This is a genomic window from Pseudomonas sp. RL_105y_Pfl2_101, assembly GCF_963970585.1.
Classification (GTDB): Bacteria; Pseudomonadota; Gammaproteobacteria; order Pseudomonadales; family Pseudomonadaceae; genus Aquipseudomonas.
Genome location: NZ_CAXAPG010000009.1, coordinates 134,468 through 157,228 on the forward strand (window position 1 = coordinate 134,468; position 22,761 = coordinate 157,228).

Sequence of the window (22,761 nt, forward strand, 5' to 3'; positions counted from 1 at the left end):
ACGCCGTTGTGCTGATGGCGTCATTTGCAGCGGAGTCGACCATGAACCCGATCAAGCACTATCACTTCCCGCTTTCCGGCCATTCCCATCGCGTTCAACTGATGCTTTCGTTGCTCGGGTTACCTGTCGAAGAGGTCTTCGTCGACTTGGCCAAGGGCGCGCACAAGCAGGCGGATTTCCTGGCACTCAATGCGTTCGGCCAGGTACCGGTCATTGACGATGACGGTGTGGTACTGGCGGACTCCAACGCGATACTGGTGTACCTGGCCCATAAATATGGCAAGGACCGCTGGCTGCCGACCGACCCGATCGGCGCCGCCCGGGTGCAGCGCTGGTTGTCGGCGGCGGCCGGCCCGATCCATGCGGGCCCGGCCACGGCGCGGCTGATCACGGTGTTTGGCGCGGCCTACAACGCTGAGGACGTGATTGCCCGTGCCCACAACGTGCTGAAAGTCATTGATCAAGAATTGAGCAGCCGCGCTTATCTGGCGGGTGACGCTGCAACTGTGGCGGACATCGCTGGCTACAGCTACATCGCCCACGCACCGGAAGGCAATGTGTCGTTGGAGGACTATGCCAATGTGCGGGCCTGGCTGGCGCGGATCGAAGCCTTGCCCGGGTTCGTGGGCATGCCGCGTACGGTTGTCGGGCTGCAAAAGCACGCCTGAAACCGCAGGTGCGAAACCTTGTGGTGAGCAAGCTTGCTCCCGCTGGGTTGTGCTGTAGGAGCTGCCGAAGGCTGCGATCTTTTGATTTTGACCTTTCGCTTGAGACTCAAATGTCTGAGGTAAGATCGCAGCCTCGTTGCACGCGACAGCTCCTACACCGCTTCTACAGGCCCAGCAGTAGCAAGGTTTCTCGCCACAGGTATTCGCCAGGATCCTAGTGGCGTAATCTGCCGGGTTTTATGGGTGGTAAGGCTTCATGACGTTTCTTTTCCGGCTCTCCCTGGCCCTCGCCGTGTTGCTTTTGGGGGGCTGCGAACAAGCTTCACCCCCAGCCCTGGATCAACAGTTGTATATCTGGCAGCGCCAATGGACAAAGGCTCACGAGCCGGCGCTGCGCCAGAGCCATGGCGATTTCTCCAGCCTGCGGGTGCTGGCGCTGCAGGCTTTTCCCGGGGCGGGCTGGAGCCGTGCGCGGATCGATCCGGCCTTGCTCAGGGCTGACGGCCGTCCGCTGATCGCGGTGATTCGCCTGGACGGCCAGCTCAAGGCCCTGGACCAGGATGAGGTATTCGCGCAAATCCAGCAGGTGCTGGGCGACTGGCACGCCGAGGGCTTGACCCCGGTAGGGATAGAAATCGATCACGATGCTGGCAACGCCCGGTTGCCGGCCTATGGAAAATTCCTCGGCCAACTGCGGCAAGTCCTGCCGGCCGGCGTGCGGCTAAGCATTACTGCACTACCGGCCTGGCTCGACAGCCCAGCATTGCCGGGGTTGTTGGAAGCGGTGGACAGCAGCGTACTGCAGGTCCACGCGGTGAACGATCCACGGCAGGGATTGTTCGATCCGAAACAGTCCCGGCACTGGGCGCAACGCTGGAGCGACGTCACCACTCGGCCGTTTTATCTGGCTCTGCCGGCCTACGGCGTGGCGCTGTTGACTCAGGAGAGCGGCGCGCCAGTGGTGGAAAGTGAAGTGCCGATCGATCGCGGTGGCGAGCGTCGGGAGCTGCTGGCCGATCCGCAACAAGTGGCTGGGCTTGCGGCAGATTTGCGTGCCGATCCGCCGAAGCATCTCGCTGGGTTGATCTGGTTTCGCCTGCCCCTGGCCGGCGACCGAAGGGCCTGGAGCCTGACCACGCTCGGCGCCGTCGCCCGGGGAGACAACCTGGACAGTCGCCTGGCGTTGCAGTGGGGGGAGCAGGACGGTCTTTACGATATCCGCCTGGTCAACCAGGGCAATCTCGACAGCCCCTGGCCCCAGCGCCTGACGCTGACTGTGGGCGCGTGTGACGGCGTCGATGCCTTGGCCGGTTATACATTGCAACAAACCCCCGGACTGCTTACCTTCACCCGCATTCAGGAAGGCCGCTTGGCTGCTGGCAGCCACCGGGCAATCGGCTGGGCGCGCTGTACGAAAATCGACCAAGGAGGTTTCAATGTTTATCCGTAGGTGGCCTCGTCACTTGCTGTGCCTGAGCCTGTGCCTGCCGCTGGGCCCGGCGCTGGCATGCGGACCGGATTTCCCGATGCGCTTGCTGGATAACCGCGCCCAGTCGTTGGCCGAATTGCCCGAAGGCAGTTTTCGCTTCGAGGTCAGCCGCCTTGGCCAGGCGATTGCCGGGCTCAAACCGGCCACCGAGGCGACGCGCAACCCGAACTACAGCTATGACGACCTGCCTTCCTACGTGGAACAACGCAACCAGGCCGAGCAGATCGGCCTGACCCCGCCGCAGCAAGCGGTGGTGGAGCGCCTGCGGGCCCTCACCGATGTCGACCAGGTGGCAGCCGAGGCGGCCAATCTGCCTGATGAGCTGCGCTTGTATGCGATTGGTGCGGCGGCTTTTAACGTCGGTGAGCATCAGCGCGCCGTGGAAGCATTCCAGCAATTGCTGGCGTTACCGGCTGACCAACGTCGGTTGCGCAGCACCTGGGCCGCGTACTCTCTGGGGCGGGCTTTGTTCGCCGTGAGCACCGAGGCCGGCAGCGGCGACCCCGTGGTCTTGCAGGACCAGGCGCGAGTGGCGTTTCGCCAGGCCCGCGAGTTGAGCATTGCCGGCTTCAGCGATCCGCTGGAACTGGGCATCGCCAGCCTTGGCGAAGAAGCCCGGGTGGCCTACACCGCTGACGATTGGGACAGTGCCATCGACCTGTACGCGATCCAGAACCTGCAAGGATCTGCGGTCGGCTACAGCTCGTTGTTGCAATTGGCCGGTGATTTGAGCGTCCAACCGGATGAACGTTTGAGCGAATTGCTCAAAACCAGGGCGGTGCAGCGATTGGTCACCGCCTACCTGCTCAGCCGCGTCGGCTGGTGGGACGGTGAAGCACCCACTGGCGAGAAAAGGCTGTTCGAACTGTTGCAAGCCAACGCCCGGGACAACCTGGACGATGCCGACCGTTTGGCGGCGGTGAGTTACCAGCACGGCGATTACGCCAACGCCCAGGCGTTTGTGCAAAAGGCCTCCGACACCGGCCTGACCTGGTGGGTGCGTGCCAAGCTGGCGTTGCGCGACGGCGACAAAGTGGCCGCGGCGGCGGCTTATGCCAAGGCTGCCCAGGCGTTTCCGAACGATGAATCCTGGGGCAGCCGGCGGACACCGGATTGGAACTTCGAGTCGGTGCAACCCAAGTGCCGGGTCGAAGGTGAAAGCGCGATCCTGGCCTTGCAACGCGGTGATTACCTGCAAGCCTTCGATCAGCTCTATCGCGGCCAGAGCAACTATTGGTACGACGCCGCCGCAGTCGCCGAGCGTGTGCTCACGGTGGATGAGCTCAAGCAGTACGTCGACGCGCAAGTCCCGGCGCCACCGGCGTTGAGCCAGGAGGATCGCGATAATTACAGGCCGCTGCCGGTGGCTGCGAGCTTGCGCAACCTGCTGGGTCGTCGTTTGCTGAGGGAAGGGCGCTTTGATGAGGCACCGGCTTATTTCGATGACGCGGACCTGCAGAACAAGGCCCGCGCCTATGGGCAATTGCGCCAGGACGCGGAGTCTAAATGGTGGCCAACCCGGCGGGCCGAGGCGTATTTCAATGCGTCCTGGATGGCGCGTAAATGGGGCATGGAACTGCTTGGCTATGAGATGGCGCCGGATTACGCCAGCCTGGGAGGCAACTACAGCCTGGAACCGGTTGAGCTGAAGGTCGGACCGCTGTTGGCCGAAGGCGAAGTGCAACGCCAGCAGGCCAGCGCGGCGCAGCCGGACATGCGTTATCACTATCGCTTTGTCGCCACGGCGCTGGCGAGTCAGGCGGCGGATTATTTGCCGCATACCAGCCAGGCCTTTGCCGCGGTGCTGTGCAAAGCGGTGGGGTACAACTCCAGCCTTGAAGAGCAAAGCGCGCTGTATCAACGCTATGTGAAGGAAGGCCCGTATGTGGATTGGGCCGGGGACTTCGGTCATCAATGCCAGGAACCGGACTTCAGCAAGGCGAACAAACGCTACGTGACCCAGGCCTTGGACCCGATTCGTTCGATGTTGCGACCTTACAAGGGTTGGCTGCAAATGGGCGGTGTGGCGCTGGTCGTTGCGGTGGTGTTGGGATTGATCAGCCGGCGCCGGCGCAAGGCGCGGATGTCGGCCAATTAAGTTGAATGTGGCCAGAGCTTGGCGCTGGCTCGGCTCTGTAGGCGCTGGCGAAGGCTCGGGCCGCGTTCGGACGATCTTTTGACCTTGATCTTTCGCTCTGGACTCAATGGGTCTTGGAAAGATCGCCGCCTTGTTGCTCTCGACAGCTCCTACGGGTGCGTTCCAGTGGGAGCAATCGCTGGCCACAAAAAGTGTTTACTCCAGTTTTGCGTTGCCCCTACATCTGCGTCGCCATCCCCTCCACATTCATCGCTGCCTGGCGCAATGCCTCCGAGCGGGTGGGGTGTGGGTGGCAGGTCAGGGCGATGTCCTCGGCTGAGGCGCTGAACGCCATGGCCACGCAGTATTCACCGATCATCTCGCTGACGCTCGGGCCCACCAGGTGCACGCCAAGGATCTCATCGGTGCGTTCATCGGCCAGGACCTTGGCGAACCCTTCGGTCTCGTGGTTGATCTTGGCCCGGCTGTTGGCCGTGAACGGAAACTTGCCGACGTTGTAGGCGCGGCCTTCGGCTTTGAGTTGTTCCTCGGTCTTGCCGACGCTGGCCAATTCCGGACGGGTGTAGATGACGCTGGGAATCAGCGCATAGTTGACCTCGGCGGCCTTGCCGGCGATCTGATCGATGCAGACCATGGCTTCGTCCTCGGCTTTGTGGGCCAGCATCGGTCCGGACGTCACATCACCGATCACCCAGACGCCCGGTGCTTCGGTCCGGTGACGCTGGTTGGCGAGCATGCCGCGCGGGTCAGGGCTCAGCCCGACGTTCTCCAGCCCCAGTCCTTGTGTGTAAGGCCGACGACCAATGGCGACCAGCACGTAATCGGCGTCCAGGGTCTGTGCTTCGCCGCCCGCCGCCGGCTCGATCTGCAATTGCACGCCGCTGGCTGAAGTAGCGGCCCCCGTGACCTTCGAGCTCAACTTGAACTGGATGCCCTGTTTACTCAAGGCCCGTTGCAGAGTCTTGCCAGCCTCGCCATCTACCCCCGGACAAATACGATCGAGGTATTCCACCACGGTCACCTGGGCACCCAGGCGCCGCCAGACCGAACCCAGTTCGAGGCCGATGACGCCGGCGCCGATCACCACCAGATGCCGAGGCACCTCACTCAGGGACAAGGCACCGGTGGAGTCGAGGATGCGCTGGTTGTCGATGGCTACGCCTGGTAGGGGCATAGGTTCCGAGCCGGTGGCGATGACGAGGTCCTGGGCGCTGAGTTCGGTCTTGGCGCCATCTTCGCCGGTAACGGTCACCTTGCCGGGCCCGTCGATGTGGCCCCAGCCTTTGATCCAGTCGACCTTGTTCTTGCGAAACAGAAACTCGATGCCCTTGGTCAGGCCGGCCACGCTTTCGTCCTTTTGCTTCATCATTTGCGCAAGGTTGAGGGTGGGGCTGACGTCAATGCCCAAGTTGGCGAATTCCGTTCCTGTGGCGGCTTCGTACAGTTCCGAGGCATGCAGCAAGGCCTTGGAGGGCATGCAGCCGACGTTCAGGCAGGTGCCGCCCAGGGTGGCTCGGCCTTCGATGCAGGCGGCTTTCAACCCTAACTGCCCGGCCCGAATCGCCGCGTTATACCCGCCGGGTCCGCCGCCCAGAATGATCACGTCGTAGTTGCTCATCGCTGTTTTCCCACTGGCTTGATAAAAAATTATGAACGTAATATGAGCGTTTCCAGAGATTTCGGTCAAGGCTTAAGTCAAGGAGCCGGTACCGGCCTTGGCATGAAGAATTCAAAACGGAAATTTCACAGTAATCGTTATAAGGTAACGGCGTCTAACGAAGCGTCGGTGGCGTCTGTCCACGGGCCCGGATTTTGATCGCCACGAATGCTGGGGTGGTATGCAAGTCGATCTTGATGTCGAGGGGGGACAGGTGGCCGAATGGCCGCGTTTTCAGCGCGCCTCGTTTCAGGGGCGCCGTCTGAAGCAGATCGCCTTCGCCCTGGGAAGCGTGGTGGGCGTGGGCCTGGTGCTGGCGTTTTTTATCGGGGTGTTTTCGCCGCAATCGTTGTGGCCGGTTTTGCTGGTCAGCCAAGGCGCGGGACTCTTGGTGCTGGTGACGGGTTTGCAATCAGCTTGGTGGGTCACGCAGTGGCGTAGCAGGGCGCTGCTGCCGGCTGTGGGTAACTTGTCGGCGGAAAACGCGCCTGTTGATAACCTGGGTTGGTATGAGCGGCTGCTGGAGCGAATCGGCGCTCGCGGGGTCGGCCTGCTGAAGCAAATCGGTGCGCCTGCGTTGTGGTTGGCCGGTGGGTCAGTGCTGGTATTGCTGGGCCTGGAACAAGCCTGGAACTTGCAACTGCCGGCTGCCGCCCTCGGTGTCTCGGCCAGTGTGGGGGCGGTGCTGTCGTTATTGTTGGCGTTCGGGCTATTGATGTTTGAGCGGCAATTAGCCCAGCAATCCCCCGTGGAATGGCCGGAAGCGACGCCGCTGGCGCAATTGACGCGGGTGGCGATCATCGTGCTGGTGCTCGGCGCTTTGTGCTTGTTGTTCGCTGCAGAAACGTCCCTCTGGCCGATGCGCCTGGCCGTGCTGATGGGGCTGTTGCCGGGCGTGGTGGCGGCCGAGTTTTTGCTGCGCGCCGTGTTGTCGTTATTCATCCCGCGCCGGGATACCCTGGAACCGACGTTGCTGGGCCGCAGTGTCATCGCCGATCTGCTGCGCTGGCCGCCGCAACCGTTGCTGGCCTTGGGACATGAACTGCGCAACCGTTTTGGCATCGACCTGCGCCAGATCTGGGCCTTCAGCTACATGCGCCGGGCTTTTTTGCCAGTGTTGGCGTTGGTGGTGCTGGTGGGCTGGTTGTTGACGGGTGTGCACGAAGTGTCGCTGCAGGGGCGTGGCATCTATGAGCGCTTTGGCAAACCGGTAGAGGTGTTCGGTCCGGGCTTGCATGTCGCGTTGCCCTGGCCGTGGGGCAGGGTGCTCAACGTCGAGAATGGTGTTGTGCATGAACTGGCGACCAGCCTCGTGGAGAGCCGGGCAGCGGTCGAGGCTGAACCGGCGGAAGGACCGGCCCCGGCAATCGCTAATCGGTTGTGGGATGCCAGCCATGTGAACGACAAGTCCCAGGTCATTGCCAGTCGTCGTGCCGACCAGCAGAGCTTCCAGATCGTCAATATGGATGTGCGCTTTGTCTACCGCATCGGCCTGACGGACGCCGCGGCGTTAGCGGCGACCTACAACAGCGCCGATGTGCCAACGCTGATCCGCAGCACCGCCAGCCGCCTCCTGGTGCATGAGTTTGCGTCGCGCACACTGGATGGTTTGCTCGGCGCGGACCGTGTCAGCCTCGCCGACGAGATCGGTCGCGCTGTCCAGGCTGATTTGCAATCGCTCGATAGCGGTGTGGAAATCCTGGCGACGGTTGTGGAGGCGATTCATCCGCCGGCCGGTGCGGCCAATGCTTACCACGGCGTGCAGGCGGCGCAGATCGGCGCCCAGGCATTGATCGCCCGAGAGCGTGGCGCGGCGGCGGAACAGGCCAACCAGGCGCAATTGCAAGCCAGCGTCGCCCATGACCAGGCGACTGCCACCGCCCGGGAAATCAACGCGACTGCCCAGGCCGCCGACCTGCGCTTCAATGCCGAGCGCAAAGCTTACGCCACGGCGGGGCACGCTTTTGTGCTGGAGCATTACCTGGGCCAACTGAGCCAGGGCCTCGCCAATGCCCGGTTGCTGATTCTCGACCATCGCTTGGGCGGTAACGGCAACGCGCCGACCATCGACTTGCGTACCTTCACGCTGCCGGCAGACCCCACGTCGCCGCGTAACCCTGTCCCGCCAGGAGCTGCCCATTGAGCCAGTCCTCTTCACACGATCACCACGACCACGCGGGTCACGATCACGGCCATGCCGGTCATCACCCTGGCCATCACCACCACCATCATGGCGATCCGCAGCAAGCCGGTCCGTTCCCGTGGCGGCGGATGGGTTGGGCGGCGCTGCTGGTGGCGTTTGCCGTTGCGGCCGCAAGCCTGGTGCAAGTGCGTTCGGGGGAGGCCACAGTCATCACCCGTTTCGGCAATCCGGCGCGGGTGCTGCTGCAACCTGGCTTGGGTTGGCGCTGGCCGGCACCGTTCGAGGCGGCGATTGCGGTGGACCTGCGGTTGCGCACCACGTCAAGCGGCCTGCAGGATGTCGGCACCCGTGACGGGCTGCGGATCATCGTCCAGGCCTACGTGGCTTGGCAGGTGCAGGGTGACCCCGAAAACGTGCAGCGTTTCATGCGCGCGGTGCAGAACCAACCGGACGAAGCCGCCCGGCAGATCCGCACATTCGTCGGCTCGGCGCTGGAAACCACAGCCGCCAGTTTTGACCTGGCGAACCTGGTCAACACCGATGCCAGCCAAGTGCACATCGCCGATTTCGAAGCCCAACTGCGTCAGCAGATCGAGCAACAGTTGCTCACCACTTATGGCGTGCGTGTGTTGCAAGTTGGCATCGAGCGCCTGACTTTGCCTTCGGTGACGCTGACCGCAACGGTGGATCGCATGCGCGCGGAGCGTGAGACCATCGCCACTGAACGCACGGCCATCGGCAAGCGCGAAGCGGCGCAGATTCGCTCCGCCGCAGAACGTGATGCGCGAGTGATGCAAGCCGATGCCACGGTGAAAGCCGCCGATATCGAAGCGCAGTCGCGAGTAGAAGCGGCTGAAATTTATGGTCGGGCATACGCCGGTTCTCCGCAGCTCTACAACCTGCTCCGTTCGCTGGACACCTTGGGCACCATCGTCAGCCCCGGCACGAAGCTTATTTTGCGCACCGATGCGGCGCCATTCCGTGTCCTGGTGGACGGTCCTGGTTCCGTGGAAGGCAAAGGTGGAACACAACCATGAGTTTGGTTCCACGTGGAACAAACCAGTTATCCAGCCCGTGGATCCAGGCCGGGCGCCTGGCGTTCTTAGCGCTTTATGCCGTCACGGTGTTGGCGGCGTTGGCCTGGGTCTTTTCCAACGTGCGGCAGATCGATCCGCAGAATCGCGCGGTGGTGCTGCACTTTGGCGCCTTGGATCGCATCCAGAATGCCGGCCTTTTGTTGGCGTGGCCTCGTCCTGTGGAACAAGTGGTTTTGCTGCCCGCTGCGGATAGGGTGCTTGAGCGGCGGGTGGAAAATCTGCTGCGCTCGGATGCAGCGCTGCAGGCCGACCGTGTTGCCAGTTTCGCCACGCCGGTCAGCGATGCGTTGGCCGGCTCCGGTTATTTATTGACCGGTGATGCCGGCGTGGTGCAACTGGATGTGCGGGTGTTCTACAAGGTCACCGCCCCGTACGCCTTCGTCTTGCAAGGTGAACATGTCCTGCCGGCACTGGACCGGCTGGCAACCCGTAGTGCGCTAGCCCTGACTGCGGCCCGGGACCTGGACACCATTCTGGTGGCTCGCCCCGAACTGATGGGCAGCGACAACCAGGCGGCCGAACGCCGCGAACGCTTGCGTGGTGATCTGGTGCAGGGGCTTAACCGACGCCTGGCTGACCTGGCCGCGACAGGGCAGGGGTTGGGTATCGAAGTGGTGCGGGTCGATGTGCAATCGAGTTTACCGGGGGCGACGGTCAGTGCCTTTAACGCGGTACTGACAGCCAGCCAGCAGGCCGATAAAGCCGTGGCCAATGCGCGCACCGAAGCCGAAAAACTCACCCAGGCCGCCCGCCAAGACGCCGACCGTGCCGTGCAAGTCGCCCATGCCCAGGCCAGCGAACGACTCGCCAAGGCTTCGGCCGACACGGCCACGGTGCTGGGCCTGGCGAAGACCCAAGGCAGCGATCCACAAATGCTGCTACGCCTGTATCGCGAACGCCTGCCTGCCATCCTTCGCCAGGCCGGTTCAGTGACCACGGTCGACCCGAAAGACGATGCCCACCTGATCATCCAGGGAGCCGGACAATGACTGCCCAAGCCAGCGCTGCACCGATGTTGTCCTCGGCGGAACAGCGTATCGCCGCCCGGCAACTGACCTTGGCGATGCTCGCCCTCGGCTTGCTCGCATTGGGCCTGGTATGGCGCGGCTGGTCGCCGGAGCAGAGCGGTGTCAGCCAACTGCTGTTGGGGTTCGCCTCGCTGTTGGTGGCCGTGCCGGTGATGCGTTCGGCCTGGTACAGCTTGCGCTATCCGAGCCTACACGGGATTACCGACCAACTCATCGCCTTGGCGATGCTCGGTGCCTGGGCCACCGGCGATCTGCTGACGGCGGCGTTGTTACCGATCATCATGATCTTCGGGCATGTGCTGGAAGAGCGCAGTGTCATTGGCTCCCAAGAGGCGATCCATGCCCTTGGCCAACTCACCCGCAGCCAATGTCGCAAGGTACAAAACGACGGTTCTATCATCGATGTCGACAACGCAATGCTCCAGCCCGGCGATGTCGTGGAGGTGCGCGCTGGCGACCGGGTACCGGCCGATGGTCGGGTGTTGTCCGGCCAGGCCAGCCTCGACACCGCGCCTATCACGGGTGAGTCGGTGCCGTTGGAGGCTGTGGTAGGCACTGAAGTCTTTGGTGGCGCGATCAACCTCGATGGCCTGCTGCGCCTGGAAGTGACCCGTATCGGCGAAGAGTCCACCTTGGGCAAGGTCATCGCCCTAATGCAGAACGCCGAACGCTCCAAGCCTCCCATCACTCGCTTGCTGGAACGCTACGCCGGCAGTTACCTGGTACTGGTGTTGTTGCTGGCGGCGGTGACCTGGTTCGTGACCAACGATGCCCAGGCGATGCTGGCGGTATTGGTCGCCGCCTGTCCTTGTGCATTGGTGCTGTCGGCACCGGCCACTGCCATTGCCGGGATCGCGGTGGCGGCGCGACACGGCATCCTGATTCGCAGCTCGGCCTTCCTGGAAGAACTGGCGGACCTGACGTCGTTGGTTGTCGACAAGACCGGTACGCTGACCTACGGCGTCCTGCGTCTGCAATCCATCGAACATGCTCAGGCTGCTCCCCCATCGTTGCTGCTACCTTTAGCTGCCAGCCTCGGTTCGGCCAGCAGTCATCCGGTCAGTCGTGCGTTGGCGGGGCTGGTGGATCAGGAAAGCTGCCTGGCGCTGACGGACATCCATGAACGCCAGGGTCTGGGGGTGGTCGCGATGACCGCCCAAGGCGAAGCGGCGCTCGGGCGGCCGGAGTTGTTTGCACTGCTGGGCATTCAAACGTCAGTGGTCCCCGAGCACGACGGCCCGATTGCCGGCCTGGCCCTGGACGGGCAATTCCTCGCCTGGCTGTTGTTGGCCGACAGTATCAAGCCGGAGGCGCGGGTTGCCATGGCCGAGCTGCGCGAGCTGGGCCTGGGACGTCAATTGCTGTTGACCGGCGACCGCCAGAGCGTGGCCACGACCCTGGCCCGGGAGGTCGGCATCGGCGATTTGCAAGCCCAGGCCCTGCCGGAGGACAAACTCAAACGGGTCATGGCCGAAATCGACCATGGGTTCCGCCCCATGGTGGTGGGCGATGGCATCAACGATTCCCTGGCGCTCAAGGCCGGGGTGGTGGGTGTCGCAATGGGCGCAGGCGGTGCAGACATCGCCCTGGCGTCGGCAGACATCGTGCTGATCGGCAGTGACCTGCGCCGCCTCGGCACCTGCGTCCGATTGAGCCGCCAATGCAGGCGCACGTTGCAGGTTAACGTGATCATTGGCCTGGGTTGGACGCTGGCAATCGTCGCTTTTGCCGCCTTCGGCTGGCTTGGTGCGGCAGGGGCGATGATCGCTGCATTGCTGCACAATCTCAGTACCCTGCTAGTGTTAGGTAATGCGGGGCGATTGTTGCGGTTTCAGGAGCCACTCTTGAAAATCCAAGCGAAGGGAACCGTTGGATAACCCTTGGCGAACTGTGCGTCACCCTTGCAGTCTCTGTTGGAGAGGGGGTACCCATACTGGCGCTACCCGGCACAAGGAGTGAATTTGGGACAGTGATAGAGAAAGGCTATAAATTCGATAGCCTGCTATTTTTCTATGATGGTCTACCCTCATTTTCAGACGTCTGAAACGAGGGGGATTTTTCATGCTCGCGCAACTTCCACCGGCCTTACAGAATCTGCATCTACCGCTTCGGCTGCGACTCTGGGATGGCCATGAGTTTTCACTGGGTGACGACCCCAGTGTCACGATCGTGGTCAAGGACCCACAAATGGTCGCGCAATTCACCCATCCCAGCCTGGATGCGCTAGGAGCGGCCTTCGTCGAAGGTAAGCTGGAACTCGAAGGTTCGATTCACGAAGTCATTCGTGTCTGCGATGAATTGAGCCAGGCTTTGGTCGAGGATGACGCCGACAATCCGCCGCTACGATCGCTCCACGACAAGGAAACCGACGCCAAGGCGATTTCCTATCACTACGATCTTTCCAACGCGTTCTATCAGCTGTGGCTCGACAGTGACATGGCCTACTCCTGCGCCTATTTCGAGACGGGCAGCGAAACCCTCGAACAGGCCCAGCAAGCCAAATTCCGCCACTTGTGCCGCAAGCTACGATTACAGCCGGGTGATTACTTGCTGGATGTCGGTTGTGGGTGGGGCGGTCTGGCCCGTTACGCTGCGCGCGAGTTTGGTGCCAAAGTCTTCGGGATTACCCTGAGCAAAGCGCAGTTGGCGTTGGCTCGGGAGCGGGTCAACGCTGAAGGCCTGGAGGATCTGGTCGAATTGCAATTGCTCGATTACCGCGATTTGCCCCAGGACGGTCGCTTCGACAAAGTGGTCAGCGTTGGCATGTTCGAGCATGTCGGCCACGCTAATCTCGAGCAATACTGCAAGACGCTGTTCGGCGCAGTGCGTGAGGGCGGTTTGGTGATGAACCATGGCATTACCGCCAAGCACATCGACGGTCGTCCGGTTGGCCGTGGCGCCGGTGAATTCATTGAGAAGTATGTGTTCCCCAACGGTGAGCTGCCGCACCTGTCGATGATTTCTGCCCAGATCAGTGACGCGGGGCTGGAGATCGTCGACGTGGAAAGCCTGCGCCTGCATTACGCGCGCACGCTCGATCATTGGAGTGAACGCCTGGAGGACAATCTTGAGACCGCCGCGAAGGAAGTGCCGGAACAGGCGCTGCGGATCTGGCGTCTGTACCTGGCGGGCTGTGCCTACGCGTTCGCCAAGGGCTGGATCAATCTGCACCAGATCCTGGCGGTGAAGGCCCACGCCGACGGTAGCCATGAGTTGCCCTGGACCCGCGACGACATCTACACCCCTTAGAGAATCGGTGAGATAAGCCGGGCGATCCGCATGCCGATCTTCTGCAGGCGGTGGGTCTCCCGGCTTTCCTGTTTGTCGATTTCCACGGCTTGGGCGAAGTCTTGCTCAAGCATCTGCTCGACCTCGGTGGCGAACGGGATATCCACGGTGAGCAGCATGACTTCGAAATTCAAGCGGAACGAACGGTTGTCCAGGTTCGCACTGCCGATGGCGCTGATTTCCTGGTCGATCAACACCACTTTCTGATGCAGGAAGCCCGGCGCGTAACGGAACATCCGCACACCGGCCCGCACTGCCTCAAACGCATACAGGCTGGACGCGGCGTAGACGATCCTGTGGTCTGGCCGCGAGGGCAGCAGGATGCGCACATCCACCCCGCGCAGTACCGCCAGGCGCAACGCCGCGAACACCGCTTCGTCAGGGATGAAGTAAGGTGTTGTGATCCAGACGCGCTCGCTGGCCGCATGAATAGCCTCGACGAAAAACAGCGAACAGGTTTCGTAGGCGTCGGCCGGGCCGCTGGTCAGCAACTGGCAGAGCACACCGTCGTCCGGATAGGTGTCTGGCAGGATCAGCGGTGGCAGCGAACGAGCGGCCCAGAACCAGTCCTCGGCAAACGACTCTTGCATACTCCCCACCACCGGGCCGCAGACTTCGACATGGGTGTCGCGCCACGGCGCCAGTGGCGGCTTTTCGCCCATGTATTCATCGCCCACGTTGTGCCCGCCGACGAAGCCAAGAACGCCATCCACCGCCACGATCTTGCGGTGGTTGCGAAAGTTGACCTGGAACCGATTGAGCCAGCCGCTGCGGGTGGCGAAGGCTTTAACGTGGACGCCACCGTCGCGCAGCACCTGGACGTAGCGGTGGGGCAGGGAGTGGCTACCAATACGGTCATAAAGCAGATACACCGCCACGCCTTCGGCGGCTTTTTTCAGCAGCAGGGTCTGCAGGCGTAGGCCGAGGCGGTCGTCGTGGATGATGAAAAATTGAATCAGCACGGCCTGCCGAGCGTTATCGATGGCCTGGAAGATTGCCTCGAACGTGGCCTGCCCATTGACGAGCAAGCGCACCTGATTGTTCGCCAGGCACGGTGTGCGCCCCAGCTTGGGCATGGCCCGTAACGAGTCGTAGGCCTGGGAAGCGCGGGCGGTCAAAGCCTCTTCCACCCACGGCCGCCAGTTCAGCTCGGAGATCGCCTTGCGCATCTCTTTGTTGGCTTGTCGGCGCGCCTTGATGTAGCCATCAAAGGTGCTGCGCCCGAAAACCAGGTAAGGAATCAACGTCAGGTAGGGAATGAACAGCAGCGACAGGGCCCAGGCAATCGAGCCTTGGGCCGTGCGCACCGTTAAGACGGCGTGGACGGCGGCGATGGAACCCAGGGTGTGGAGCAGCGCGATCAGGTAACCGAAAACATGCGGGCCGAAATAATCCATGGGGCATTCTTGCTCCGGAAGTTTCAATGCTTAACAGACCATGTTCCATGGCGAATGTCGCTATTTAATTCACGCGTCCCGGGCTTGAACCGAAGCCTGTGGGCGGCGTCTAACGGCCACTTGTCCTCTGGAGTTTATGCGATGAATGTTCGTCTGCTGGGTGTGGCCTTGGCAATGGGGTTGGCGGTTCCGATGGCGGCTCAGGCGCAGATGCTCCAGCCGGGTTTGTGGGAGTTGACCACCAGCAACATGAAGGTCGATAACCAGAACCTGCCGGACCTGCAACTGATCCTGGGCCAGGTGCAGAACCAGATGACTGCGCAACAACGGGCGATGCTGGAAAAGCAGGGCATCACCATGGGCGGCAAGGGCATCCGTGTCTGCCTGACCCCGGCGCAGGTGCAAAGCAATGACATTCCGCTGCAAGACCCGCAATCGGGTTGCAAGCAGCAGATCACTGAGCGTACCGGCAATCAGTGGAAGTTTCGCTTCAGTTGTCCGAAAGCCCAGGGTAATGGCGTCGCGACGTTCCTGAGTGATCGTGAATTCACCACCAAGGTCAACGGCACGTTCAATGCCACCGGCATCCAGCAGAACGGCAGCCTCGACACTCGCGCGGTGTGGCTGGGTCAGGATTGCGGAACGGTCAAGCCGAGGGCTTGAAGCTCATTTGAAGTAGTCGCTTGGTGAGCCTGTGGGAGGCATTGCTCCCACAATGCTCTATCAAGGCCGACTCAGCGCCTCATACAGGGTATTGAGGTTGTATTCGAACAGACCGGTAAAGGTGCTGGCCGGTCCGCTGGCCGCGAGTGCATCGGAGTACAGCGTGCCGCCGATGTGGGCACCGCTCTCGTCGGCGATCTGCTTGAGCAGGCGTGCATCTTTGATGTTTTCCATGAACACCGATTTTACCTTCGCCTGACGGATCTGGGTAATCAGCGCCGCGACTTCTGCTGCCGACGGTTCACGTTCGGTGGATAAACCCCGGGGCGCCATGAACTCGATGCCATAGGCCTGGCCCAGGTAACCGAATGCATCATGGGAGGTCACGATCTTGCGATTACCGGCAGGCAGTGCACCGAGCTTGGCCTTGGCTTCGGCGAGCAGGGCGTAGATTTTCTTCAGATACGCCTGGCTGTTGCGTTCGTAGTCGGCTTTGTTGGCCGGGTCGGCAGCTTCCAATGCCTTGGTGATGTTGCTGACATACAGCTCGGCGTTCGCCAGGTTGTGCCACGCGTGCGGGTCGGGAACGGTCTCGCCATCCTCATCCAGTGAACGCGGGATGACGCCACGACTGGCGCTGATCACCGGAGCAGCGGTTTCAGTGCTGGTCACCAGGCGATCCAACCATGGCTCGAAGCCCAGTCCATTCTTGATGATCAGTTTTGCCTTGAGCAATGCCTTGGCGTCGTCTGGCGTGGGTTCGTAGGTGTGTGCATCGGCGTCCGGCCCGACCATGTTGGTGATGTGGATATGCTCACCGCCGACCTGTCGGGTCATGTCGGCGAGGATGCTGAAGCTGGTCACCACCTGCAGCTTTTCGGCGGCGGACAGGGACATGGACAGCATCAGACTGATTAGCACGAGCAGAACGCGCATCGGGAAACACCTCATTGGGATGTGAGTAAAGGTGGGCGGTGCAGCAAACCGTGCACCGGACCGAATACCACCGACAGCAGGTACAACGCGCCCGCCACCAGTACGATGGACGGCCCGCTGGGCAGTGAGTAATAGAAGGACAACAACAGGCCAAGCCACACCGAGAGGCAACCAAGCAGCGCCGCGATCAGCATCAGCAGTGGCAGGCGACGGCTCCAGAATCGCGACGCGGCGGCCGGCAGCATCATCAGGCCGACCACCATCAGCGCCCCGATGGCCTGGAAGCCGATCACCAGGTTCAACACCACCAGGGTCAGGAACACGCCATGGGCCAATGGGCCGAGACGACTGACGGTTTGCAGGAACAGCGGGTCCAGCGTATCGAGCAGCAACGGTCGATAAATCAACGCCATTGCCAACAGGCTGGCGCCGGACACCCAGAGCATGCCGGTGAGTGTCGGGCCATCTACCGCCAGGGCCGAGCCAAACAGCAAGTGAAGCAAGTCCAGGCGTTTACCGGCCATGCCGAGGATCAATACGCCGGCGGCCAGGGAAATGGGATAAATCGCCGCGAGGCTGGCGTCCTCCCGCAGGCCAGTGCGTCGGGTAATCCAGGCGGCGAGCCCAGCCATGCTCAGGCCCGCACCCAGACCGCCAACGGTCAAGGCCGGCAGGCTCAACCCGGCAAACCAGAAACCCAGGGCGGCACCCGGCAGAATGCCGTGCGCTACGGCGTCACCAATCAGGCTCATGCGCCGAAGAATCAAGAACACGCCCAACGGCGCCGTGCTGCACGCCAGCACCAGGCCGCCAAGCAAGGCCCTGCGCATGAAGACAAACTCTTGAAACGGTTGCCAGAGATGGGTGGCCGCAAGCATCAGGCCACCCACGTCTGGGGTTGTTGAGCGATCAAGTCGACACTGCGGCCCAGCACGCAGCCCGTGTTGCTGATCAGCAGCGAATGGGGGATATGTTGGCGGACCGCTGCCAGATCATGGCATACCACCACGACGGTTCTGCCCGCAGCATGCCAGCGATGAATGTGTTTCCACAGCAGCGTCTGGCCTTGTTCATCGAGGGCGGCGTGGGGTTCGTCGAGCAACAGCAATGGCGCTTCGGCCAGGCTCAGGCGAGCGAGCAGGGCACGTTGCAGCTCACCTCCAGACAGCGCCATTAACGGACGATGTTCGAGACCGGTTAGCGCCCAGTCGGCCAGTACGGTCTGGAGCGCTTGCCTTCGCATGGCTGGCGTGTGTCGACTCCCCCAGGAACCGACAGCCACCAACTCTTGCAAACGGATGGGAAATTGCCGATCCAAATGTTGCTGCTGCGGCATGAACGAAACCCCACCACGGCGTGAAACATCCAAGGTGACTTTGCCGGAGAGCGGCTTCTGCAATCCCGCGAGCACTTTCAACAGACTGCTTTTGCCCGAGCCGTTGGCACCGATGATGGCGGTGAGACTGCCGGCCGGTCGCTGCATCGCGAGGGGCGGAGTGAGGGGTTGTCCGGGTGCACCCCAGCGCAGCGCTTGGCAGTTGATCATGATGCGTCCCGGGTCCAGCGGCTTTGCGCCACGGCGTCATGGGCGTGCAGGCTTTCGGCGTGAACGACGCGCACATTCAGGGCAACGATGTCGGGTGACCGACTCAAGGCCGTGCTTAATCGCCGCGCGGCGTCTTCGCAGAACATCAGGTTTTGGCCGTTGGCCAGGGCGAAGGCTTGTTCATCGGCGCGTTTGACGGCGGTTTGCACAGCGGTGCCAAGGGTCGCTTCGGCTTTGTTGATGAACGACAGTAGCGGTAAATCGTCGGTATCGGTGTTCAGGCGTAGGCTCAGGGTCGCCGTACTGCGTTGGCTATGAGGGGTGGCGACAATGCCGTTCGATGAACCTAGCCAGGCCAGGATTTCGGCGTGCTCAAGTTTTTTGTTAGCGAAGTCGTCGACAAACTGCTGTTGGATCAATTGCCGGGCAAGTGCGGCCGAACAAGGGCAAGTCGAGGAATAAGCAATCTGGATTTTCAGTTCCACGTGGAACACGGTGTTTTTTAAGTGGGCTTCGATGCTCACCGGGTAGCGCTTCCAACCCTCCAGCGGGCTGATGAGTGCCGGACGCTTGAGCAACAGATCGGTATGCAGACTGAGCGATGCCGAGTGGGACATGCCTTCATGGCTATCGAGAAATTGCTGGAGGACTCGGCGCAACAACGCTGGCGAAAGCGTCGTCTCTTCGAGTAGTTCCAGCGCCAGGTATAAGCGTGACATGTGAATGCCGCGCGCCTCACCGTCATCCAGGCTGACACCTGCATCGGCCATTGCACTGAGACGCTGGCCGTCAATCAGCACCGGCGTTGCGATGCCACACATGCCCACCCAATCTAGGGGCAGGGTTTGACGTGAAGCCTGCGCAGCGATGTCGGGCAGGGTTGACGCGTTCATGGTCTAGGTCCATCGAAGGTTAAAAATTAGATGTTATAGTATAACGACTAATTTAAAGAAACCTTTTCCATGAAAGGCGTTTCATCTCCCCAAGCGTCCATGTTCCACGTGAAACATCAGCGCGATGAGTCCTGACAACCGTTCAGGCGTCCGCATACAAATACGCCCGCACTACCACCAGAACTCGAAAAACGATTGAGGCTTTCCAACCTACACGCCGGCTGTATCCGACCCAACTTTCTCCATCCGATGCCAAGCCAGTAAAAAAAGTGAGCTGACCGTAACGGCTATTGGTTTGCGCCCAATAACGACGACTGGCCGCTTCAAATCCTCGCAAATAAATGGTGTTTCCCGCCGCTGCGACGCTGTAAGCATTGCCCTGAATGTCCACGCACGCCAGCAAATTTGCACTGCGGGTGCAGGTCGCCAGGAGCGGGCTTTGGGCCGACGCGCTTAACACCCACAGCAGCAACGGGCTCGCCAATACGAATTTCAGATGATTGCGCATGGAGTGATCTCAAACCATGAAGGGCGTCGGGGCTGGTTGAATTGTGTTGTTATACTATAACATAAAAAGCACCATGCCCCTGAACCTAGTCAAACCCTGGAAACGAGCCGTAGTCGAAGCGGCCGCCCGATGAGGATATACCTGATGCCCAATCGTCTTCCCGTGACCGTTCTTTCCGGATTTCTCGGTGCCGGTAAAAGCACGCTGCTCAACCATGTTCTGCGTAATCGCGACAATCTGCGAGTTGCGGTGATCGTCAACGATATGAGCGAGATCAACATCGATGGCGGCGAAGTCCAGCGAGATGTCACCTTGAGTCGTTCCGAAGAAAAACTGGTGGAAATGAGCAACGGCTGCATTTGCTGCACGTTGCGCGAGGACCTGCTCGAAGAAGTCGGGCAACTCGCCAGGGAAGGGCGTTTCGATTATTTGTTGATCGAATCCACAGGCATTTCTGAACCGTTGCCAGTGGCAGAAACCTTCACTTTTCGTGACGAAGAAGGCCGAAGCCTGGCCGATGTTGCGCGGCTCGACACCATGGTGACGGTAGTCGATGGGGTGAATTTCCTGCTGGACTACCAGGCCGCTGAAAGCCTTGCGTCACGGGGTGAAACCCTGGGGGAGGACGATGAACGCTCGATCACCGACCTGCTGATCGAACAGATCGAGTTTGCCGACGTGATTTTGATCAGCAAAATCGACCTGATCAGCCAGCATGATCGGGAAGAGTTGACCGTGATTCTGCAGCGCCTCAACGCCCAGGCGCAGATCCTCCCCATGGTCATGGGACAGGTGCCGCTGAGCACAATCCTCGACACAGGCCTTTTCGACTTCGAACGCGCCGCCCAGGCCCCTGGCTGGCTACAGGAACTGCGTGGGGAGCACGTCCCAGAAACCGAGGAATATGGCATCGCCTCCACCGCCTATCGGGCTCATCGGCCGTTTCATCCCGAGCGGTTTTTCAATTTTATCGACCGTCCATGGCTCAATGGCAAACTCCTGCGCTCCAAGGGTTTCTTCTGGTTGGCCAGCAAACCTGAGGAGGCGGGCAGTTGGTCCCAGGCCGGAGGCTTGATGCGGCATGGCTTCGCCGGGCGCTGGTGGCGATTCGTGCCGAAAAACCAATGGCCGCAAGATGAGGAAAGTACAGCGGCGATCATGAAGAACTGGCTTGCTGCCACAGGCGATTGCCGTCAGGAGCTGGTCTTCATTGGTCAGGACATCGACTTCGGCCAGCTCACCGCCGAACTGGACGCTTGCCTGCTCACCGATGCGGAGATGGCGCTCGGTGTTGAAAATTGGCGGTTGTTGCCGGATCCGTTCGGCTCGTGGCATGACGAGGTCGCGGCGTGATGCTGGCGTCCAGTCTAAAAAGGGCAGCGCAGGCACGCCAGGTCCAAGGTGATACGCCAGGGGTATTTACGCAGATCCTGGACGACGGCACTAACCTGGCGGTCTGGCAGCGGCAGCTTCCTGCACACATCAGCGACTTTGCGTCCATGGTGCTGGCGATGGACCAACCGCTGGCCGAATCACGGGTGCTCGACTTGCCAGCAGAAGACACCCTGCCAGCGCTGCGAGGCCTGGCCGCAGGCTTTAGCGATCTGCAAGGCTATGAAGGCTTTATCGCTGATGTCTCCTGGCTGGTCAGTGCGTTTGCCTGCCTGTTGGGTGCCCAACGTGTTGGCCTGCGCCTGCGCGCGCTGGACAAGGCGATGTGCCCGCGCTTTCACGTTGACCACGTGCCGGTGCGGCTGCTGACCACCTATGCGGGCGTTGGCAGCCAGTGGCTCGAGGAAGGTGCCATGGACCGTCGACGACTTGCCGAGCCTGAGGCTGAACCCAGTGATCCGCGCGTGATCCAGCAGTTTCGTTGCGGCGATGTGGGTTTGCTTAAAGGCGAAAAATGGCACGGTAACGAAGGCCTTGGCCTGATCCATCGATCACCGGAGCCTGCGCTGGGACAGCGTCGATTGATTCTCACGCTGGATTGGCTGGCTTAAGGCTTGAGCCAGGTGCCCTGGCTTTGCCCTTCGCAAAATGGCCGCAGATAAGCGGCATCGGTCGCCACGCCGTAATAGTGAATATCCTGGTGGTAAGGCATATTGGCGACCTGGGCGTTGCTGCAAACGCCGAACGCGCCGCCAGGGCAATGATCGACGTATTGCACTTCGACTTTCTGGCCGGCAAGGTTTGGCTGGCAGAAACCATCGGCAAACAGCTTCTGCGGGATGTTGCGGTTCTGTTGGCAGACTTTCACATCCAGCCGTTCCGCCTGGCTGTGAACCACACAAGCCTGGGCCAGAGCCTGGTTCGACGTCAGTGCCAGTAACAACCAGCCGATCATTCGCATGTTCACCTCCATCGAAAGCCGTCGATTATGTTGCAGCACATTCCCACCCATGTCATCGCCGGTCCCTTGGGTGCCGGCAAGACCAGCCTGATCAGGCATCTGCTGGCCCAGCGCCCGGCCAATGAGCGTTGGGCGGTGCTGATCAATGAGTTCGGTCAGATCGGCCTGGATGCCGCGCTGCTGACCCAGGCCGGCGATGGTATCGCACTGGGCGAAGTGGCCGGTGGCTGCTTGTGCTGCGTCAACGGCGCGCCGTTTCAGATCGGTCTTGGGCGTTTGCTGCGCAAGGCCCGGCCGGATCGGCTGTTCATCGAACCCTCGGGCCTGGGTCATCCCGCACAGTTGCTTCGGCAACTGTGCGAAGCGCCATGGCTCGGCGTGCTAGCGGTGCAACCCTGTGTGTTGGTGTTGGATGCCCGGGCGATGGTGGACGGCAAGCCTATACCCGACGCGCAGCGACAGACCCTGGCGGATGCCGGACTGCTGGTGCTGAACAAGTCCGAGACCCTCACACAAGCCGATCGCCAACGACTGACGGCGCAACTCTCAGGACGTGCGTTGTACTGGACACAACAGGCTGCGTTGCCGATCGAGCAATTGCCTGGCCTTGCAACTCGGGGCAGCGGGGCTGTGGATAACTTGAAGCTGCCCAAGAGCCTGGGGCAGGTACCGGCCATTTGGTCCGAGCCGACGCTGCCGATTTGCTTGTATCAGCAGCAGGAAGGTGGCTGGAGTATTGGTTGGCGCTGGCACCCAAGCCAGCAATTCGACGCAGCGGCACTGACGCGATGGCTGCAAGGCCAGGATTGGAGGCGGGCGAAGATGGTTATCCGCAGTGTCGACGGCTGGGTTTCAGCCAATGCGCTGGAGGGGACGGCACTGGGCTGGCAAGCCAGTGAGTGGCGCCAGGATTCTCGGATCGAGCTGATTTTCGATCAGCGGCAAGACGTTGATCGCCTGCAAGCCGGGTTGGCGACTTGTCGGTGTTGCTGAGTCA

General features: G+C 61.4%; 19 protein-coding genes and 1 pseudogene. 12 read left to right on the forward strand and 8 right to left on the reverse strand.

From position 1 onward, the window contains the following. The first annotated feature begins 41 nt into the window (after positions 1–41). The 3 genes from AACY31_RS13310 to AACY31_RS13320 all read left to right on the forward strand — a co-directional run bounded on the left by AACY31_RS13310 (position 42) and on the right by AACY31_RS13320 (position 4,255). Positions 42–668 (forward strand): glutathione S-transferase family protein, encoded by a 627-nt coding sequence (locus AACY31_RS13310; RefSeq protein ID WP_339479945.1) that lies wholly within the window; start codon positions 42–44, stop codon positions 666–668. 256 nt (positions 669–924) lie between these two features. After that, positions 925–2,118: a DUF3142 domain-containing protein gene (locus tag AACY31_RS13315; protein WP_339504550.1), complete on the forward strand. Its 1,194-nt coding sequence runs from the start codon at positions 925–927 to the stop codon at positions 2,116–2,118. Next, a complete protein-coding gene (locus AACY31_RS13320) occupies positions 2,105–4,255 on the forward strand; it encodes a hypothetical protein (RefSeq protein ID WP_339504551.1) in 2,151 nt (716 codons plus the stop codon). Before AACY31_RS13315 ends, AACY31_RS13320 begins: the two co-directional genes overlap by 14 nt. Before the next feature lie 217 nt (positions 4,256–4,472). Here the strand turns inward: AACY31_RS13320 and lpdA are convergent, their stop codons facing one another. Continuing rightward, positions 4,473–5,873: a dihydrolipoyl dehydrogenase gene (gene lpdA / locus AACY31_RS13325; protein ID WP_339479874.1), complete on the reverse strand. Its 1,401-nt coding sequence runs from the start codon at positions 5,871–5,873 to the stop codon at positions 4,473–4,475. Positions 5,874–6,093: 220 nt separating this feature from the next. Between lpdA and AACY31_RS13330 the strand changes: the two genes are divergently transcribed. The 5 genes from AACY31_RS13330 to cfaB all read left to right on the forward strand — a co-directional run bounded on the left by AACY31_RS13330 (position 6,094) and on the right by cfaB (position 13,429). Beyond that, complete coding sequence (locus AACY31_RS13330; protein WP_339504552.1) at positions 6,094–8,055, forward strand: SPFH domain-containing protein; 1,962 nt, start codon at positions 6,094–6,096, stop codon at positions 8,053–8,055. Beyond that, positions 8,052–9,092: a protease modulator HflC gene (gene hflC, locus AACY31_RS13335; RefSeq protein WP_339479876.1), complete on the forward strand. Its 1,041-nt coding sequence runs from the start codon at positions 8,052–8,054 to the stop codon at positions 9,090–9,092. The genes AACY31_RS13330 and hflC overlap by 4 nt, the downstream gene beginning before the upstream one ends. Further along, positions 9,089–10,141 (forward strand): protease modulator HflK, encoded by a 1,053-nt coding sequence (gene hflK / locus AACY31_RS13340; protein ID WP_339479878.1) that lies wholly within the window; start codon positions 9,089–9,091, stop codon positions 10,139–10,141. The genes hflC and hflK overlap by 4 nt, the downstream gene beginning before the upstream one ends. Continuing rightward, positions 10,138–12,057, forward strand: coding sequence for a heavy metal translocating P-type ATPase (locus AACY31_RS13345; protein WP_339491667.1), 1,920 nt, complete (start codon positions 10,138–10,140; stop codon positions 12,055–12,057). Before hflK ends, AACY31_RS13345 begins: the two co-directional genes overlap by 4 nt. A 184-nt stretch (positions 12,058–12,241) precedes the next feature. Further along, entirely contained in the window at positions 12,242–13,429 is a 1,188-nt protein-coding gene (gene cfaB, locus AACY31_RS13350) for a C17 cyclopropane fatty acid synthase CfaB (protein ID WP_339479882.1), read from the forward strand. Here the strand turns inward: cfaB and cls are convergent. Continuing rightward, positions 13,426–14,865, reverse strand: a complete 1,440-nt coding sequence (gene cls / locus AACY31_RS13355) for a cardiolipin synthase (protein WP_339479884.1) — start codon at positions 14,863–14,865, stop codon at positions 13,426–13,428. The genes cfaB and cls overlap by 4 nt on opposite strands. A gap of 141 nt (positions 14,866–15,006) precedes the next feature. Here cls and AACY31_RS13360 point away from each other — a divergent pair, with 141 nt between their 5' ends. Next, positions 15,007–15,528: a DUF3617 domain-containing protein gene (locus AACY31_RS13360; protein WP_339479886.1), complete on the forward strand. Its 522-nt coding sequence runs from the start codon at positions 15,007–15,009 to the stop codon at positions 15,526–15,528. Between the two features lie 60 nt (positions 15,529–15,588). Here AACY31_RS13360 and AACY31_RS13365 read toward each other — a convergent pair whose 3' ends face one another. The 5 genes and pseudogenes from AACY31_RS13365 to AACY31_RS13385 form a co-directional block, all read right to left on the reverse strand. Then, on the reverse strand, positions 15,589–16,464 hold the full coding sequence (locus tag AACY31_RS13365; RefSeq protein ID WP_339504553.1) for a metal ABC transporter substrate-binding protein: 876 nt from the start codon (positions 16,462–16,464) through the stop codon (positions 15,589–15,591). Between the two features lie 11 nt (positions 16,465–16,475). Continuing rightward, positions 16,476–17,342 (reverse strand): metal ABC transporter permease, encoded by an 867-nt coding sequence (locus AACY31_RS13370; RefSeq protein ID WP_339504555.1) that lies wholly within the window; start codon positions 17,340–17,342, stop codon positions 16,476–16,478. Beyond that, positions 17,342–18,010, reverse strand: a complete 669-nt coding sequence (locus tag AACY31_RS13375; protein ID WP_339479891.1) for a metal ABC transporter ATP-binding protein — start codon at positions 18,008–18,010, stop codon at positions 17,342–17,344. The genes AACY31_RS13370 and AACY31_RS13375 overlap by 1 nt, the downstream gene beginning before the upstream one ends. Beyond that, positions 18,007–18,903 carry a GTP cyclohydrolase FolE2 gene (gene folE2, locus AACY31_RS13380; RefSeq protein ID WP_339479893.1) on the reverse strand — a complete coding sequence of 299 codons (897 nt, stop codon included), beginning with the start codon at positions 18,901–18,903 and terminating at the stop codon, positions 18,007–18,009. The genes AACY31_RS13375 and folE2 overlap by 4 nt, the downstream gene beginning before the upstream one ends. Before the next feature lie 116 nt (positions 18,904–19,019). Further along, a pseudogene (locus AACY31_RS13385) lies at positions 19,020–19,411 on the reverse strand (glutamine synthetase). A gap of 144 nt (positions 19,412–19,555) precedes the next feature. Here AACY31_RS13385 and zigA point away from each other — a divergent pair. Both zigA and AACY31_RS13395 read left to right on the forward strand, forming a co-directional pair. Then, a complete protein-coding gene (gene zigA / locus AACY31_RS13390) occupies positions 19,556–20,764 on the forward strand; it encodes a zinc metallochaperone GTPase ZigA (protein WP_339504556.1) in 1,209 nt (402 codons plus the stop codon). Further along, entirely contained in the window at positions 20,764–21,414 is a 651-nt protein-coding gene (locus AACY31_RS13395) for a DUF1826 domain-containing protein (protein ID WP_339479899.1), read from the forward strand. Before zigA ends, AACY31_RS13395 begins: the two co-directional genes overlap by 1 nt. On the opposite strand, the gene AACY31_RS13400 is transcribed toward AACY31_RS13395, so the two are convergent. Beyond that, the gene (locus AACY31_RS13400; RefSeq protein WP_339479901.1) at positions 21,411–21,764 is read right to left on the reverse strand and encodes an NADH:ubiquinone oxidoreductase; all 354 of its coding nucleotides are present in this window, start codon (positions 21,762–21,764) and stop codon (positions 21,411–21,413) included. The two genes, AACY31_RS13395 and AACY31_RS13400, sit on opposite strands and share 4 nt — an antisense overlap. 27 nt (positions 21,765–21,791) lie before the next feature. Here AACY31_RS13400 and AACY31_RS13405 point away from each other — a divergent pair, with 27 nt between their 5' ends. Beyond that, positions 21,792–22,757: a CobW family GTP-binding protein gene (locus AACY31_RS13405; protein ID WP_339479903.1), complete on the forward strand. Its 966-nt coding sequence runs from the start codon at positions 21,792–21,794 to the stop codon at positions 22,755–22,757. Positions 22,758–22,761: the final 4 nt, after the last annotated feature.